Source organism: Streptomyces sp. NPDC001914, assembly GCF_042891215.1.
GTDB lineage: Bacteria > Actinomycetota > Actinomycetes > Streptomycetales > Streptomycetaceae > Streptomyces.
Window position 1 is genome coordinate 21,407 of the sequence record NZ_JBIASW010000032.1, and the last position, 16,176, is coordinate 37,582.

At 69.3% G+C, this 16,176-nt stretch carries 16 protein-coding genes and 1 pseudogene; 8 read left to right on the forward strand and 9 right to left on the reverse strand.

The features are described from left to right. Window positions 1–297: 297 nt before the first annotated feature. A complete protein-coding gene (locus tag ACFYYF_RS40925; protein WP_388784523.1) occupies window positions 298–1,248 on the reverse strand; it encodes a M28 family metallopeptidase in 951 nt (316 codons plus the stop codon). 384 nt (window positions 1,249–1,632) lie between these two features. Between ACFYYF_RS40925 and ACFYYF_RS40930 the strand changes: the two are divergent. Next, window positions 1,633–2,881: pseudogene (locus ACFYYF_RS40930) on the forward strand (abortive phage infection protein). Window positions 2,882–2,980: 99 nt separating this feature from the next. Here ACFYYF_RS40930 and ACFYYF_RS40935 read toward each other — a convergent pair. Continuing rightward, window positions 2,981–3,766 carry a hypothetical protein gene (locus ACFYYF_RS40935; RefSeq protein WP_388784526.1) on the reverse strand — a complete coding sequence of 262 codons (786 nt, stop codon included), beginning with the start codon at window positions 3,764–3,766 and terminating at the stop codon, window positions 2,981–2,983. Between the two features lie 240 nt (window positions 3,767–4,006). On the opposite strand from ACFYYF_RS40935, the gene ACFYYF_RS40940 reads away from it, so the two are divergent. Further along, window positions 4,007–4,474, forward strand: a complete 468-nt coding sequence (locus tag ACFYYF_RS40940) for a hypothetical protein (RefSeq protein WP_365489004.1) — start codon at window positions 4,007–4,009, stop codon at window positions 4,472–4,474. Between the two features lie 284 nt (window positions 4,475–4,758). Here the strand turns inward: ACFYYF_RS40940 and ACFYYF_RS40945 are convergent, their stop codons facing one another. Next, entirely contained in the window at window positions 4,759–5,583 is an 825-nt protein-coding gene (locus tag ACFYYF_RS40945; RefSeq protein WP_388784528.1) for an alpha/beta fold hydrolase, read from the reverse strand. A 201-nt stretch (window positions 5,584–5,784) separates the two neighbouring features. Between ACFYYF_RS40945 and ACFYYF_RS40950 the strand changes: the two genes are divergently transcribed. Beyond that, window positions 5,785–6,261: a MarR family winged helix-turn-helix transcriptional regulator gene (locus ACFYYF_RS40950; RefSeq protein ID WP_388784555.1), complete on the forward strand. Its 477-nt coding sequence runs from the start codon at window positions 5,785–5,787 to the stop codon at window positions 6,259–6,261. A 91-nt stretch (window positions 6,262–6,352) separates the two neighbouring features. Then, a complete protein-coding gene (locus ACFYYF_RS40955) occupies window positions 6,353–6,916 on the forward strand; it encodes a hypothetical protein (RefSeq protein WP_388784531.1) in 564 nt (187 codons plus the stop codon). A gap of 162 nt (window positions 6,917–7,078) precedes the next feature. Here the strand turns inward: ACFYYF_RS40955 and ACFYYF_RS40960 are convergent, their stop codons facing one another. Continuing rightward, window positions 7,079–7,783: a nucleotidyltransferase domain-containing protein gene (locus tag ACFYYF_RS40960; protein WP_388784534.1), complete on the reverse strand. Its 705-nt coding sequence runs from the start codon at window positions 7,781–7,783 to the stop codon at window positions 7,079–7,081. Between the two features lie 94 nt (window positions 7,784–7,877). After that, window positions 7,878–8,417, reverse strand: a complete 540-nt coding sequence (locus tag ACFYYF_RS40965; protein WP_361689245.1) for a hypothetical protein — start codon at window positions 8,415–8,417, stop codon at window positions 7,878–7,880. Between the two features lie 187 nt (window positions 8,418–8,604). On the opposite strand from ACFYYF_RS40965, the gene ACFYYF_RS40970 reads away from it, so the two are divergent. Beyond that, window positions 8,605–9,039: a hypothetical protein gene (locus ACFYYF_RS40970; RefSeq protein ID WP_388784537.1), complete on the forward strand. Its 435-nt coding sequence runs from the start codon at window positions 8,605–8,607 to the stop codon at window positions 9,037–9,039. Window positions 9,040–9,069: 30 nt separating this feature from the next. On the opposite strand, the gene ACFYYF_RS40975 is transcribed toward ACFYYF_RS40970, so the two are convergent. Further along, window positions 9,070–9,354, reverse strand: coding sequence for a hypothetical protein (locus ACFYYF_RS40975; protein WP_388784540.1), 285 nt, complete (start codon window positions 9,352–9,354; stop codon window positions 9,070–9,072). 93 nt (window positions 9,355–9,447) lie between these two features. Here ACFYYF_RS40975 and ACFYYF_RS40980 point away from each other — a divergent pair, with 93 nt between their 5' ends. Then, complete coding sequence (locus ACFYYF_RS40980) at window positions 9,448–11,487, forward strand: tetratricopeptide repeat protein (RefSeq protein WP_388784543.1); 2,040 nt, start codon at window positions 9,448–9,450, stop codon at window positions 11,485–11,487. Between the two features lie 130 nt (window positions 11,488–11,617). Here the strand turns inward: ACFYYF_RS40980 and ACFYYF_RS40985 are convergent, their stop codons facing one another. Together ACFYYF_RS40985 and ACFYYF_RS40990 are read right to left on the reverse strand one after the other, a co-directional pair. Continuing rightward, entirely contained in the window at window positions 11,618–12,481 is an 864-nt protein-coding gene (locus tag ACFYYF_RS40985; RefSeq protein ID WP_388784545.1) for a Cof-type HAD-IIB family hydrolase, read from the reverse strand. A gap of 40 nt (window positions 12,482–12,521) precedes the next feature. Beyond that, window positions 12,522–13,670: an ROK family protein gene (locus ACFYYF_RS40990; RefSeq protein WP_388784547.1), complete on the reverse strand. Its 1,149-nt coding sequence runs from the start codon at window positions 13,668–13,670 to the stop codon at window positions 12,522–12,524. An 85-nt stretch (window positions 13,671–13,755) separates the two neighbouring features. On the opposite strand from ACFYYF_RS40990, the gene ACFYYF_RS40995 reads away from it, so the two are divergent. After that, window positions 13,756–15,051, forward strand: a complete 1,296-nt coding sequence (locus ACFYYF_RS40995; RefSeq protein WP_388784550.1) for a DUF1479 domain-containing protein — start codon at window positions 13,756–13,758, stop codon at window positions 15,049–15,051. A gap of 130 nt (window positions 15,052–15,181) precedes the next feature. Beyond that, entirely contained in the window at window positions 15,182–15,586 is a 405-nt protein-coding gene (locus ACFYYF_RS41000) for a type II toxin-antitoxin system PemK/MazF family toxin (RefSeq protein ID WP_388784553.1), read from the forward strand. A gap of 49 nt (window positions 15,587–15,635) precedes the next feature. Here the strand turns inward: ACFYYF_RS41000 and ACFYYF_RS41005 are convergent, their stop codons facing one another. Next, on the reverse strand, window positions 15,636–16,031 hold the full coding sequence (locus tag ACFYYF_RS41005) for a contact-dependent growth inhibition system immunity protein (protein WP_388784557.1): 396 nt from the start codon (window positions 16,029–16,031) through the stop codon (window positions 15,636–15,638). Window positions 16,032–16,176: the final 145 nt, after the last annotated feature.

Below are 16,176 nucleotides of genomic sequence, written 5' to 3' on the forward strand. Positions count from 1 at the left end.
ATTCCCCGGTCACGCAGTCAAACCGACAGGAGCCGGCCGGGCCGCGGGCAGCCAGGAACGTTCTCGAAGCGGAAGAGAGCCACCCAGTCGGATGCAGATCTGTCCATGGTCGCCATCATGCCGCAGGACGTGCAACTCCCGCCCGCGACAATCCCGGCGCCCCGACTCGACGGGCGGAGCCGAACGCCGGACAGGGCGCGGGTACGGGCCCCTCGGCCCCCACCCGCGCCCACACTCACCGAACCACGCACCGGGACCGACGGCCCGCCGCGCGGCTTACTGCGATCGGCGTGCGACCTACGCCGACAGATCCCACACCGCGTACGCCAACGCGTCCGCGTTCCGGTTCAGCGCGGTGTCGTTGATGTTCGACGACGTGTCGCACGAGGAGTGGTAGCAGGCGTCGAAGGCCTTGCCCGCGGTGCCGCCCCACTTGGCGGCCTGGGCGGACGTCTTGATGTAGTCGGCGCCACTGAACAGGCCGCCGACGGGGATGCCCGCGTTCTTGAAGGGCGCGTGGTCCGAGCGTCCGTCGCCCTCCGTCTCGATCTCCGTGGCGACGCCGATCCCGGTGAAGTACGTCTTGAAGGTCTTCTCGATCGCAGGGTCGTCGTCGTAGACGAAGTACCCCGGGTTCGGCGAGCCGATCATGTCGAAGTTCAGATAGCCGCTGATCTTCGAACGGTTCGCGGTGGTGAGGCTGTTGACGTAGTAGCGGGAGCCGACCATGCCCAGCTCCTCCGCTCCCCACCAGGCGAAGCGAAGGTGCTTCGTGGGCTGGTAGCTGGACCGGGCCACGGCGAGTGCCGTCTCCAGCACGGCCGCCGAACCGGAGCCGTTGTCGTTGATGCCGGGGCCCGCGGTCACGCTGTCCAGGTGGGAGCCGGCCATGACGACCCGGCCGGTGTCCCCGCCGGGCCAGTCGGCGATCAGGTTGTAGCCGGTGCGGCCGCCGGAGGTGAACTGCTGGACGGTCGTGGTGAACCCGGCCGCGTCCAGCTTGGCCTTGACGTAGTCGAGGGACGCCTTGTACCCGGCACGGCCGTGTGCGCGGTTGCCTCCGTTGGCGGTGGCGATGGACTGGAGCTGGGCGAGGTGGGCCTTGACGTTGGCCACGGGGATGTCGGGTGCGGCGGCGGCCACAGCTTCGGGGGCGGGGGCCGCCCCGGCTATGGAACCGCCGGTGAGCAGCGCGGCGGCCGCGACGACAGCGGTCGCCGAGGCACGCCCAGGAATGGAGAGCTTCATGTGGGGGGCTCCGAATTCCAGGGAATCCGGGCGGAGTTGCCACGTGGGGGCGTGGGGCGTCCGGGGATTCCACGGTGAATGGGGTGCCTGGATGGTGAAGGTGGGACTGACTTACCGTCAAGAGCCGTATTCGGTCAGCTGCGTTCGCATTCCGGACAAGGGTCTGGTGCGGCCTCCGTCCGGCACGGGCGCCGCGGGCGGTCGGAGACGGGCCGAGTCGCCCCCGGGCGCGCCAGCGGGAAGACAACTCGCGCCAGCGGGAGGGCACCTGGATCCATACCTTCGGACCGGGCCCGTAGACCTTCGGCGGACGGCGGACACGCCGGCGGCTTCCCAGACTGGGTCCGAGGCGAAGGACGCCGGTTTGCGGAGTAGGGAGGCGCGATGCAGGGGACGCCGGGAATCAGCCGGGCACGGTTTCTGGGGATGGCCGCGGCCGTCGGCGGCGCGGTGGCGCTGCCCGTCGGGGCGGCGGGGCAGGCGTCGGCTGCGGAGAAACGAGTGGCGGGGACAGCGTCAGCCGCGGACAGACGAGCGGCGGATCAGCCCGGACCGGTCAGGGACGAACGAGTGGCGGGTCAGCCCGGATCGGCCGCGGAGGGACGAGTGACGCACGCCCGGTCCGGGCTCACCTACCGGGGCGTGGTGTACGAGGTCGGCGCCGGCGAGACGGCCGCGACGGCGTGGAACATCAGGGACATGCGCACCGACCTGCGCGCCATCGCCCGTGACCTGCACGCCAATTCCGTCAAGGTCACCGGGGACGGTGTCGGGCGGCTCGCCGCGACCGCGACCGAGGCGGCGGAGCGCGGACTGAACGTCTGGCTCGAACCGACCCTCGGGGACGTGCCCGAACGGGAGATCCTGGACCATCTCGCGGAGACGGGCCGGCACGCCGAGCGGCTGCGGCGGCAGGGAGCCGGGGTGCATCTGAGCGTCGGCTGCGAGTTCGTGCTGTACGTCCCCGGGCATCGTGCCCGGCGCGAACGTCCAGGAGCGCGTCGAGAACCTGCTCAAGGGCGACTTCGACCCGGCCCTCATGGCGCGGCGGCTGCACCGGTTCACCGCGAAGGCCGCGCAGGTCGGCCGGTCCGTCTTCCATGGACGGCTGACGTACGCCGCGGCCCAGGACGAGGACGTCGACTGGAGACTCTTCGACCTCGTGGGCATCGACTACTACTCGTTCTTCCGGCGCCCCTCGGACCACCTCCGCGAGCTCGCCGCCTATCGGCGCTTCGGCAAGCCGGTGGCCGTCATGGAGTTCGGCTGCTGCACCTTCGAGGGCGCGCCGGAGCGGGGTGGCATGGGCTGGGACGTCGTCGACCACACGAAGCAGCCTCCCGAGATCAAGGCCGGTCTCGTACGCAGCGAGCGCGCCCAGGCCGCGTATCTGACGGACGTGCTGGCGGCGTTCGAGGCGATGGGGCTGTACTCGGCGATGGCGTACACCTTCGTCACCCGCGACGCCCCGCACCGCCCCCAAGACCCCCGCCACGACCTCGACATGGCGAGCTACAGCATCGTGAAGACGATCGAGAACCGCCCCGGCGACCCTGCCGCCGGTGTCCACTGGGAGCCCAAGGAGTCCTTCCACGCGCTGGCCCGCCAGTACGGGCGCGCCCGCCACGGCTGACCGTCCGACAATCGGCCGCACGACCGGGCAGGCCGGTCACGACGCGCGGACGGCTCACTGTGCACGCCCGCGGGTGCGGAGGCATGCGACGCATCGATGTCAGTACCGCCAGGCGAAGGCGGCGCTCTCCCGGACGTCGCCCGGGCAGACGGCTTCGGCGACCTGGTGCGCGAAACGCCGGTAGGCGGCTTCCTGTTCGGCGGTAAGCACCCGCGAGACCGCGTCGTCGGCGTCCATCCGCGCAGGCGGTACGAGCAGCGGCCGCAGCACGGCCAGATCCTCCGGCGCCGGTTCGGGACGGAGTGTGTCGAGCAGAATCCGTAGATTGCCGCACAAGCTGGAGGCGGTGGAGGGGCCGAGCGGGTAGGGGTGGCGTTCGGCGATCCGGTCCAGCAGTGCGGCGCCCTGCAGCCGCCCTGCGAGGACCTGTGTCAAGCGGTCCAACAGGGTCGCGAGGACGTCCAGATCACGTACAGCGAGTTCCACCAGATGCACGGGTATGTGCTCGCGTCCGTCGGGTGCGCGCAGGCCGCTGCCCCGGGCCACCCGGTCGCGCGCCTCCACGGCCTGCCGTTGCACGCGGTCGCTCACCGATTCCGCGGGATCCTCCGTTCCGTCCGCGGGTTCGGCGAAGTCATCTGCGGGCTCGAGGACTTGGATGCGCAGCGCTTCGGGGAGTTCGGTGCGCAGCCTCTCCCACGCGGCCAGGGCCGCCACCGGGTCGATGCCGTCCGGCAGTTGATCCGGCTGTCCGGCCGCGGCGGCGAGCGGGGCGAGGAGCATCGAGTGCGCCCGGTGGAAATGCCAGAGCCACGCGGGGTCGCCCGGTACAAGCCGTTCGCAGCGCACGTCCTCCGTGCCGGGGGTGTCGTCGCCGACTGTCACGGGATCCTCCGATGGCCGATTTCAGGGAAGTACGGATGGGCTGTCGCGCGGGTCCGCCCGACAAGCCATCACCATATCGTCAACTTGACGATATGCGAGAGGTTCGCTGGATTTTCTTGACGCCGGCCAACTCCGGCCAACTCCGGGCCCGTGCGGCGGCGTTCGATCGGGCTCGGCCTCCGTGAGCACGCTGGCCACGGCGAATGTCCTCGTAGACCTACGGCGTGGCACGATGACGCCATGTCGGGTCAGGTCTGGGTGTCACTCATATCGCTGGGTGGCGTCGCCCTCGGCGGAACGCTGTCGTACCTCGTCCAGCACAGGACTCAATTGTCGGCGGAACGCGCCGAACAACAACGGCAGCGGAACGCCTTGTCGGAGGCCCGGCGCACGGAACGGCTGGCGCTGCTGGAGCGGTTCATCGAGGTGGCGGCCGAGGCCGAACGCTCCGCCTTCAGCCGGCCTTCCGAGTGGGAGGACACCGACGCCTGGTTCCTCACGACCCAGGACGCCATGAACAGACTGTGGGTCGCGGAACGTCTCATCCGCGTCCAGTTCCCGCTGCCCGTGCACGACGCGGCACGCGCGTACTTCCTCGACCTCAACCGGACGGTATGGGAAGGCCTGCCGGAGGGCGAGAGCGTACGGGACTACCTGGAGGACAACCGGCTGACCTTCCTGGACGCGGCCCGCGCTGTCATGGGCTAACGGACTACCGAGCTCGGAGAAGCGAAGCCACCGAGCCACGCAGGCGGGACCACCCGGAGGGCATCGAAGGTCCCTCGCAGTTCGGAGGTGCTACCGAGTCAGCTCCGGCTATGCGCTGTCGATGCCGAGACGCGTCCGCGGCCGTTCCGTCATCTCGTCCCCCGATCCGTACCTGAACCCGAGATCCTACGATCCGGACGGACTTCCAGGCCCGCAGCCTCCGCGGCCCGCCGCCTCGCACGTCACCGACCCGCAGGACCGTCCCGGTCGGAGTTCCGGCTCCGTCAGGCAGGAACGCTCCCGGCACCGGCCTGTGCATGGACATGGGCGTCCAGTACGGCGAATGTCGCTTCGGGGCGCTCGACGTGCGGCAGATGACCGGCCTCGGCGATGGGCTCGAAGGACCCACGGCCGAACGCCCTCGCGTAGGCGCGCCCGTACGCGGGCGTGACGATGCGGTCGCTCTCACCCCACAGCACGAGGGCCGGGATCCGCACCCGGCCGAGCCGGTGCAGGAGCTTCGGGTCGTGCATGTACGGGTCACCGGCCAGGAGGCGCAGGCTGGCCATGTTGGCCTGCTGGACGGCGATCCGCTCCTCGGTGAGGCCGGCCGGATCCACGAGGAAACGGGCCGGATCGTGATACGCGTACGCGGCGATCTCGTCCGGGCGGAGCCCGAAGATCGCACGGACCGGCTCCCCCGGGACGGCCACGCCCGTGGCGTTCACCAGCACCAGGGAGCTGATCACCTCGCCGTCGTCCCGGACGGCCAACTCGGCCGCGGTCCAGCCGCCGACCGAGGAGCCCACGACGAGGACGTCACGGTGGCCCTCGTCCTTGAGCCAGTGCAGGTAGGTGAGCGCCAGGTCGTCGATTCCAGTCAGCCAGTCGGGGCGCTCGGTCCCGTTCCAGCCCGGATGCGTGGGGACGACGGCGCGCATGCCGTGGCGTTCCGCCAGGTGCGTGGCGATGCCCTGGACGGTGGCGGGCCCGCCACCGCCGTGCAGGACGAGCGCGAGGCGGCCGTCGACGGGTCCGGTCTCAGTGAGAGTGAGGGGAAGGCCGGGGCGCGGGTGGACTGTACGGCTGCGTATCTCGGTGTCGGTCATGCGCCCCACGGTATCTACGCATACGTATATACGCAACCTTAGATCTCGGCTTAGGATGGAGCCATGACCGCGAACCATGACGAAGCCGGGACAAGAGCCGTGTCCGACAGGGCCGAGACCAGGACGGGCACCGACTCCCGTACCGGCACCGGCAACGGCACTGAGACCAGCAACGGCGCCGGTCGCACCGCTCCGGTCGGCGTGGACCCCGGGGCTGCCACGCCCACCACTCCCCCGCCCACCGTCGATCTCGAAGAGCTGGGCCGGGCCGTGAAGGAGGCGCAGTACCGGCACCACCGCGCACTCGACACCCGGCTCGCGACGGTCGGCACGACGCTGGCGCAGTGGGACGCCCTGCGGGCGATCGCCCGTAGGCCCGGAGCGTCCGCCCACGAACTGGCGGTCGCGACTTTCCAGGGCGATCAGTCCTTCGGCACCCTTGCCTCGCGGCTCGCGGCCCAGCACCTCATCGAGCGTCGGCCCGGTCGCGGCCGACGTATCGAACACCACCTGACCGAGACAGGCGAACAGGTCCTGCGGGCGGGACGCACCGTCACCCGTGAAGTCCTCGCCACATCCTTCGGCCCGCTGGACGAACGTGAACGGGCCACGCTGCTGGGCCTGTTGCGCCGCATCGGCGCCCCGAGCGAAGGCTTCGCTCCGAGTGACGGCTTGTAGAACCAGCGACCAGGGGTGCCCACCGCGTCCGCTGGTACGGCCCGCCAACCCACCCACGGAAACAGGCCCGTACCCCTGTAGCGTCAGCCCCGTGATCTCCCTCGACGCGCTCGTCCGCCTCTGCCCGCCACCCGCCGATCCGCCACCCGCGGTGGACTGGGCGGACGCCGAGCGTGACCTGGGTACGGTTCTGCCGGCCGACTACAAGCAACTTGTCGAGACATTCGGCGACGGCGTCTTCGACGAGACGATCTGGCTGCTCGTCCCCGACTCCGCCTACGACGACTGCGACCTGCACGCGCAGACGACGGAACGCGACGAGATCCTGACCGACCTGTGGGAGTTCGAGGACAAGCCGGACGGTCTGCGCGAGGTGGGGGCGAGGGTCCTGCCGTGGGCGTTCGAGGAGGGCACGGGGGCCTTCCTCTACTGGCTGGCGCGGCCCGGTCAGCACCCGGACGAGTGGACCGTGCTCTACAACGAGGGGCGCGGCCCGCTGTGGGAGCACCACGCCATGGGATGCGTCGCGTTCCTGCTGGCCGTGCTCAACGGAACAGCGGAAACGGAGTACTTCGGCCGGCTGCACGAGGTACTGAAGCCAAAGGTGCACCACTTCACGACGGCTGACGAGGCCTTGGGCACGACCGGACAGTGAGCGGTCAGCCGCTCTCGATGTTCGCGTTGAGAGCGGTCAGCCGCTCTCGACGTTCGCGTTGTCGTCAGGCTCGCCCTCCCGCCCCCGCCCCACCAAGCAAGCGGCTCTCCCGGGAGCAGGGGCTCGCCCGGTTTCCGGGCCGGTGGCGACTGCCGCCCAGCCTCATCCGCGGCTGTACCCGGCCCATCGGGGTCCGCCGGCCAGCTCCAGGACTTCTTCCACTGCTTCTACGAAATCGCCGTTCCCCTCAGGGGTATTGGAAATCGCCGCCGCCGCGCCTGCTGTCAGGCGACTGTGCAACTCCGGTTCTGCTGCCGCGAGTCGACGTGAGAGCCACTTGCCTCCGCCGAGCCAGTGCCCGCCCACCAGCAGGGCGAGTTCTGAGGCGCGCTGCAGCAGGTCGGCCACGATGTACGTCCGCTCCCGCGGGTCGGCGCAACCGCGGAGATCGTCCAGGCTGTCGGTGATGGCGTACCGCCGGTCCTCCAGTTCCGTCGCCGACGCGGGAGGAGGCCCTGCCGCCATCCGCGCCCGGGATTCCGCCTGGAGGGCGGCTCCGAGCCCGTCCGTATCGATCAGCACCATGCCTTCCGCGCACATGGCGAGCAGCGGCGATCTGCGGGCCGCAGTCTCCCGCTCGGCGAACAGACGCCAGTCGGCCTCGGTCTGGACGAACAGTTCCACCGGCCAGCCTTCATACGCCAGGCTCTCCCTGAAGGGCGCTGGCGGGCCGGCCAGCAGCACCACGATGTCCAGGTCGGAGGTGAGCGTGCGACGGTGTGTCAGGACGCTGCCGGCCAGGAAGGCGGCCCGGGCCTCGGGAAAACGGCTCCGCACCAGTTCCCTGGCGATCTCCACATGATCCATGGTGCCAGTGTGACCCCACGACCAGGCAACGGGCGTGGTGGGGCCCTGAACGAAACACGGCAGGCAACCATCCGGTGTCGACCGTGATCGCACTTCATAGACGACGGGGACGCCGACCGGTGCGGGCTCGGTTCAGGAGGTCCTGAACCGCCCGCTCACTTTGCTCCTCAGCTCGGGAGGCGAAGGCTTCGAGCAGTGCCAGCATGTGTACGCCGGCCGGTCCGACCTCACGTTCCTTCTCGACGTAGGGCGCAATGGCATTCCATGTCTGCAGAATCCTCGAATTGAGCATGCCGGCCACTTGCTGCTCACTGGTGATGCCCCAGGTGGCCATTCCCGCGAAGGTCTGCAGATAGTACGCGACATCGTAGACGGCTTCCTTGGCGGGTCGAGGAAGTCCGCTGATCCCCTGGCCCAGCTCAGGAGGGTGCTCCTCATGCAGCTTCGTGCACACGTAAATGAAGTGTTCGTTGAGTTCGACGTTTCGGAACTGCCCGAGCAATTCGACCAGTACAGGCAAGTGATTGGCCTCTCTGGCGATGCGCACCTGTTGGCGCGCGAACCACACCGCGGCCGCAAGCGCCGCGATCGATATACAGATCGCCGTGATATTCAGGTACGTCGAGCCGTCCATCGAATACCCCTCCCCCGCTTCGAAAGCCTCCAGCCACTTTGCCCGGCGGGTCCGATGGTGACGTATCACTACTCGCCGCACTAGAGGGCGCCAAGACGGACATGATCGACACGCCCCGACCTTTCGGCGATGCGGATCACCGACTGCCTGGAAAGCCCCAAGGTTCCCTGACTCATAGGATCACCTCGTGACAGCCGCGCTCGTGCACACCGTGAACTGGGATCCGTACGACTACCCGCCGACCTTGGAGGACGCCGCCCTCGCGCTGGCTCACGACCTGCCGGGGAAGCCGCTCAGTCGCGACGAGGTCCGTGCCGGACTGCGGTCGACGCCGACCGCGCTCGGAGAGACCTTCTGGACGGAGATCGACGTGCCGCGACTGCCCCACGTCGAGAACGTCCCGTCGGCGATCAGGCCCGGGCGTCTGTGCGTCGGCCTTCACGTCTGGTCAGACCAGTACGACGACTTCGCCCGCACGATGGGACCCCTGTGGCTGGCCGTCGAGGACCCCGCCAAGTGGACCGCGTTGTGCGACGTGGCGGCCCGACTCCTTCGTGACGAGAGCGACCCCGTCGACGGGCAGTTGCTCGCGTACGCCCATTTGTCCCAGCGACTGGGCTGAAGCGTCTCGCACGGTCACCGGCGAGGACGTTCACGCCTCCATGCGCAGCCAGGAGTTGCCTGCGCGGAGCCAGAGGGAGCCGTCGCGGCCCTGGCCGCAGCGCATGACGACGCGACCGGGTACCCGCAGCCTCCGGCGGCCGGTCACTGCCCAGGTCGTGTCGGTGAGAAATTCCGGCAGACAGTCGCTGAAGAACGCCGAACAGCGGACCGTGGACGGCAGAGTCGGACGCTTCCGCTCTTCGGTTTGGCCGTTGCGGGCGTTTCCCTCGACTGGGGTGGCGTGGTACTGAGAGTGGAAGACCACGTCACGCAAGGGGGCAGCGTGTCAGCGTCACTTCGGCAGGATGGCGAGCGGTCTCGGGACTGGCTGAGGTACCTGACAGCTGTGGGGGCCGGCGGGGTCGCCGTGGCGCTGTCGGCGATGTGGGCGTCCGGTCCACTCGCCGCGGGTATCGGCGCGGCCGTCACCGCGGTGTACACGCTTGTCACCGACCATGTTCGACCGCAGCGGAGCGAACCACGCGATGCGGCTCTCTTGCGTACTCCGTCGGGTGGCATCCCTCGGGTCGAGCAGGTCGACCGTCCTGAGCTGGCGGGCGTCCACCCCGCCGACGGACATCCCGATCACCGACTGGCACCGCCCTATGTCGAGCGGGACGCCGAGCCCGTACTGCGGCAAGCCGTGCTGGAGAGCGGTTTCGTCCTCATCGTGGGTGAGTCGACCGCGGGCAAAACCCGACTCGCCTATGAGGTCGTGCGCTCGTGTTTCCCGCGTCACGCGTTCATACGCCCCCTGGCGAGGTCGGCACTCGCGCATGCTGTCAAGATCGCCAAGCGTCGTCGCCGCGCCGTTCTGTGGCTGGACGACCTCGAGAACTATCTGGGCGCTGACGGGGTGACCGCGTCCACGCTGGCCGGACTCCTCGCCGGCCCTCCCGGGCGGGTCGTGGTCCTGGCCACGATGCGGTCGCAGGAGTTCCGCCGCTACGACGCCCGGGAGGAAAGCCGACTGACGGGGTCGGACCGGGATGCCTGGCGAGTACAGCGCGAAGTGATGCACATGGCCGTGCAGGTCAGGTTGGAGCGCCGCTGGTCTGCGGCGGAGCAGGCTCGCGCCGACACGCTCCAAGACCCACGAGTCCGACTCGCCCTGGGCAGTTGTGACCGCTTCGGACTTGCGGAAGTCCTCGCGGCGGGACCGGAGTTGTTGGCGGCGTGGGAGAACGCCTGGGCTCCGGGAGCCAATCCGCGGGGAGCAGCCATCGTCGCGGCAGCGGTCGACTGCCGCAGGTCGGGGTTACGCCGACCTGCGAGCAGGCAGTGGCTCCAGGACCTCCATCTGCCCTACCTCGCCGAACGTGGTGGCCCAGACCTACAGCCCGAGCCCTTCTCCGATGCGATGCAATGGGCGTGCAAGGCCGCGTACGCCACCAGCGGTCTACTGATCGGGAATTACAGCCAGGGCTACGTCGCGTTCGACTACCTGCTCGCCGCCCCGCGACTGGCTCCCGTACCGGAGCACCTGTGGGAGGCACTCTTGTCGCGTGTAGGTGCGACGGACGCGTATGACATGGGACTTCTCGCCCATCAAGCGAATCAACTGGCGCGGGCGACCAAGGCCTTGGAACGGGCTCGGGCGGGAGGGGTGGCGGGCGCCGACTACCTCCTGGCGATAGCCGTCGGAGACCGCGGCCGGCCACGAGAAGCGGCCAGGAGTCTGGAAGCCATCGTGCGGCGCAGGCGGGCCCAGTTGGGCCCGCGCCACCCGGACACACTGGCCTCCATCCACCAGTGGGCGTTCTTCACTGGAGAGGCCGGTGATCTACAGGCGGCCGCGGATGCTTTTGGGGACTTGGTCGTCACAGCGACCGCGGCGTTGGGCCCTGAGCACACGGACACGCTCGCCGCCCGGCACCAGTGCGCGTACTTCACCGGGGAAGCCGGGGACACGCGATCCGCTGTTCTGCAGCTCACCGCTCTCCTGGAGGACCGAACGCGGCTGGAAGGCCCCGGGAGTCCCCAGGTTCTCGCCAGTCGGCGCAGCCTCATCTGGTTCTCCGGAATGAACGGAGACCTCGAAGAGGCGGAACAACTGCTGCGGCAGCTCATGGAGGATGCCGAGCAAACGCTCGGGCCGGACGACCCGCATCTGCTTGCCATGCGCAGTACCCAGGCGGACTTCGCCGCACGGGCAGGCCGAGCCCACGAGGCGACCGCGGTGTTCACACAACTCGTGGCCGAACGCAGCAGGATTCTGGGGGCCGACCACCCGCATGCTCTCCACACCCGACTGCAACGAGTCCAGGGACTGATGAGTACGGGTCTCAGCGAGCAGGCGCGGCGAGAGCTGACGCAGGTCATCGCCGACGCGGAGCGTGTGCTGGAACCCGGTCATCGTCACCTGGTCCTCGCACACCGGATGCTCGACCGACTCCAACAACCCTGAACCGCCCGGCTGTTCGCGGGTGTCGCTGCCGGAAGGGAGACCCCGACCCAGGCGCGGCTTTCCCGGTCAAGATCTCAGCCCGTCCTCCATGAGCCGTCAAGCGCCGAGGCTGCCGCGAGCGATAGCGGTGTCAGATGTCCAGGACAGCCCTGATCGTCCGGATGACCCCGTCCTCGGTGTGTGGTGGGGCCAGGTGGCGGGCGCGGCTGATGACCGCGGGGTGGGCGTTGGCCATTGCGTACGACCATTCGGCGGCGTCGAGCATGCCGAGGTCGTTCAGATAGTCGCCGAACACCATCGTCTGGTCCGGGCCGATGTTCAGGTGTTCCTGAAGCCGGCGTACGGCTACTCCCTTGTCGGCGGTGTGGTTCATGACGTCGATCCAGTGCTCGCTGGAGACGACGACCTGGTGGGTGTCGGCGAAGGACGCGAGGGCGGGCGCCGTGGTGCGTTCGATCGACCCGAAGTCGAAGACGGCCACCTTGACGATCTCGTCGTCCACCGCGGTGGCGTCGTCCACCAGGCGGTGTGCGTGGTAGTACCGGCCCACTTCATCGAGGAAGGCCTGGTCACCGCGTTCGATGTAGGCCCCGCGCTTGCCGCACACGACAACGCCCACGTCCACGCCCTCGTCCGCGAGCTGCCGGACGGACTTGACCAGTCGGGCGGCGACGGCGGGGTCGAGTGGGTCCGAGGAGACCTCGATGCCGTCACGGACGACGAACGCGCCGTTCTCCGCTATGAAGACCATGCCGTCGTCCGCGCCGGTGAACAGGTGCGCCAGCGTCGCGTACTGACGTCCGCTGGCCGGGCTGAAGACGACACCCCGGCGGCGCAGATCGGCGAGCAGGGGCCACAGCCCGTCCGGGACAAGGCCGTCGGCGTCGAGCAGTGTGCCGTCCATGTCGGTGACGACGAGCCGGATGTCGGGACGAGGGGCGACGGAGGCGGAGGGAGAGGCGGACGTAGGGGCAGGGGCGGATTGCGTGGTCATCGTGTTCCGGGTGCTCGGTGCGGAAAGGGGCTGAGGGTGGTCACCACTGTGTGGCGGGGTGGGCTGAGCGGACGATCAGCGAACCGAGCTCCTCGACGGCACGCGAGCGCGCTCCGGCCAGCTCGGGAAGGGGCAGGGCCGCGGCGCAGATGGGAACGCTGCGCGGCGAGCCGGTGAGGTGTTCCTCGATCGCGGCGATCAGACGGGGGTGGGAGCCCCAGGGTCCGCCCACGACGACCGTACGGGGGTCGGCGAAGGAGAGGGCCGCGGACAGGACACCACCGATGGCGTGGGCCAGTGCGACGCGTACCCGCTCGGCGGCGGCGGCGGTGTCGGGGGCGTCCAGGATGCCCAGCAGCTTCGGCACGTCGACGGCGGTGGAGGAGGCGCGGCGCAGGCCGAGCGCGGCGAACACCTCGGTGAAGGCCATGGCCCGTCCGTCCGGCCCGGCTGTGTACAGGTGGGCGATCTCCCCGACGAGACCGCCGTGTCCGCGGCGCACGACGCCGTCGCCGACCACGGCGCAGCCGAGCCCTTCACCGAGGTAGAGGTAGACGAAGTCGTCGACGCCCTGCACGCAGCCGTGCTCGTACTCCGCACGGGCGGCCCAGTTGACGTCGTTGTCCACCAGGACAGGGCCGGTCACCGTGTCGGCCAGGACGGCGGGTGGATCCAGGGCGCCCACCAGGAAGGGGGCGTCCGGCAGGTGCACCAGTCGTCCGGTCGCCCGGTCGACGGGGTCGGCGGCGCTCACGACCGCCAGACGCAGCGGGCCGCCGGCGTTGCCGTCGAGCTCCACGGCTGCCGCGCCGAGTGCTTCCGCGACCGTTTCCTGCCCCGCGTCGGCGTGCAGCGCCGTGCGGACCCGGCCGTGGGTGCGCCCGAGCGCGTCCACGGCCTCGGCGACGACACCGTGCGGGGTGATGCCGGCCACCAGGGCGGTACCGAGGTGCGGGGCCAGCGCGTAGTACGAGCCGACCCGGCCGCGCCCGGTGGTGCGCTCGCCGGTGTCGACGACGAGTCCTGCCTGCTCAAGCCGCTGGACGCTCTCGGAGATGGTCGGCTTCGAGATGCCGGTCCTGGTGGCGATCTCCGCCCGGGTGAGCCGGTCGTGGGCCATCAGGACGCGCAGCACGTTCTCGTCCGTCAGGCCACGCAGCAGCTCCAGGGACGGTTTCGGCGCGGTCATGGGAGCATTCTAGTAAGGACTCTTGCCTAAACATGCGCAGGGGTCTACGTTTCTCTAGTAAGGAGTCCTGACTAAAGGAACTGAGATGACGCTCACCACCGAGCAGCGCCGCCTGCCCTCGCTGCCGCACTGGAACCAGACCCCCGAAGACGTCGCCGCGGCCATCCGAGCGTTCAAGCCCGCCCTGCGCGCCCGGATCGAAGCGCGCGGCCGCACCGTGGAGGAGGTTTTCGCCGCCGTCGAACAGCGCATCGGGGCGCGCATCGCGGAGATGGAGGCCGAGCGCGCGCACGGCGAGGAGATCTGGCCCGTCCTGGACTACGACGCCATCGCCGCCGGCACCGTCACGCCCGCGCAGACGGCCAAGCTCAAGAAACGCGGCTGTCTCGTCGTACGAGGGCTCTTCCCACGCGAACAGGCCCGGGCCTGGGACCAGGACATCGTCGACTACGTCGAGCGCAACAAGTTCTTCGAGACGTACACGGGCCCCGGCGACGACTTCTTCGGCAGCGTCGGCTCCAAGCCCGAGATCTACCCCGTCTACTGGTCGCAGGCCCAGATGCGGGCCCGCCAGTCCGACCGGATGGCCACGGTCCAGTCCTTCCTGAACTCGTTCTGGAAGCACACCGGCGACGACGGCACCCAGTGGTTCGACCCCGACCGCGACGCCCTCTACCCCGACCGCATCAGGCGCCGCCCGCCGGGCACGGACTCCGCCGGTCTGGGCACCCACTGCGACCCCGGAACCCTGGACCTGTGGATGACCCAGGAGTACCAGAAGGCGTTCCGTCACCTCTTCAGCGGCGACGTCGAGGCCTACGACCCCTGGGACGCCGCCCACCGCACCGACGGGCCCCAGTACCCCGGCTCCACCATGTGCTCCGCGTTCCGCACCTTCCAGGGCTGGACCGCGCTGTCCGACATGGACGCCGACCAGGGCGTCCTGCACACCGTCCCGATCCCGGAGGTGATGGCCTACCTCCTGCTCCGCCCCCTGCTGCCGGACGTCCCCGAGGACTCCATGTGCGGCGTACGGCCCAACCAGGTCTTCCCCGTCACCAAGCGCTGGCACCCGGCCCTCTACCGCGCCCTGACACCGATCCCCGACGTCAAGGCCGGCGACGCCGTGTGGTGGCACTGCGACATGATCCACAGCGTCGCGCCCGTCGAGAACCAGCGGGGCTGGGGCAACGTCATGTACATCCCCGCCGCGCCCTGGTGCCCCCGCAACGAGAAGTACGCGGCCGACGTCAGGGACGCTTTCACCACCGGCTCCAGCCCGAGCGACTTCCCCGAGGAACACTACGAGCGGTCCTGGAACGGCCGGTTCACCCTCGGCCAATTCAACGAGACCGGCCGTCGCGGCCTCGGCCTGAGCTAGGGGGCCGCCAGGCCTTTGCCGGACAGGAAGGTTTGTCTTCACACGTCGGTGATCAACGGTGACCGCACCCGTCTCCGCAGCGCGTCAGGGTCGCTTAGGGTCTGCCTACCGTCCAGCACCTGGAGGACTTGTGCAACGTGGCGAAGTCTGGTGGGTTCAGTTCGACGAGCGCAGGTTGGTCGTACTGCTGTCGGGAGAGGGCCCGTCCGGGATCCGGGTGATGCAGGTCGTCGCTCCGGCGGGCGTCGACATCAGCGGTCTGGGCATCGAAGTGACGGTGGGCGCCGGTGAAGGACTGCCCTTCGAAGGCGTGCTGCGGCTCGCGTTCTCGCGTCCAGGCTTCACCCCGTGCACGTGGCTGACCACTGTGTCCCGGGACGACCTGCTGGAGCGGGCGGCCGTCCTGTCGTCCCTGAAACTCGGCGAGATCGACGACGCCCTCCGACTCGCTGAACAAGCGCACGAGCGGACCTCGGCATCGACCGCGAAGCTCAGCGAGATGAGGGACGCCCTCCGTCTCAGTGAACTCGGGTAGACGAGGAAGCCGACGCCCGCCGCTGCGTGGGCCAGGCGCTTGCGACGCGTCAGGAATTCCGGCCGGCACCTACGAACCGCTCGACCTCGCTTCGCAGGTCTGGCGAGAGGTCCGACAGGCCACTGACGATGAAGGTCAGTTGACGTGCAAGGTCCGGATAGACGCTCCAGACAGCCGGGGTCCTGGTCAGAACTGCGCAGAGCAGGTCCCCCTCGTACATGTGGCCCTCGGCCAGCGGGTTGTCTCGCAGCACTTCAACCGCGAGCGGAAGAAGCACCGCCAGCCCGATGTCCTGCCTGATCAACAGACGCAGGTCTTCAACGGTCAGAGTCCCGACCGGTCGGCTCCGCAGGACATGCGCCGTCGCGATGAGACGGGTGGCGTCAGGTGGGGGTGCGCCCCAGCGATCGCCCTCAAGCTCCTCGAGGGACCGACTACGGTCGATGGATACAGCACCAGGCGATTCTCTCGTGGCAGCGAGATCGCAAACGCGGCCTGAGAGGTCGTTTTCATCTGTCTTGCCTGGTTATTAGGCGATTCTCTGGGTGATGGATGGTGGTGCAGGCGAGTTCTTGGGGGCTGTCGATGTC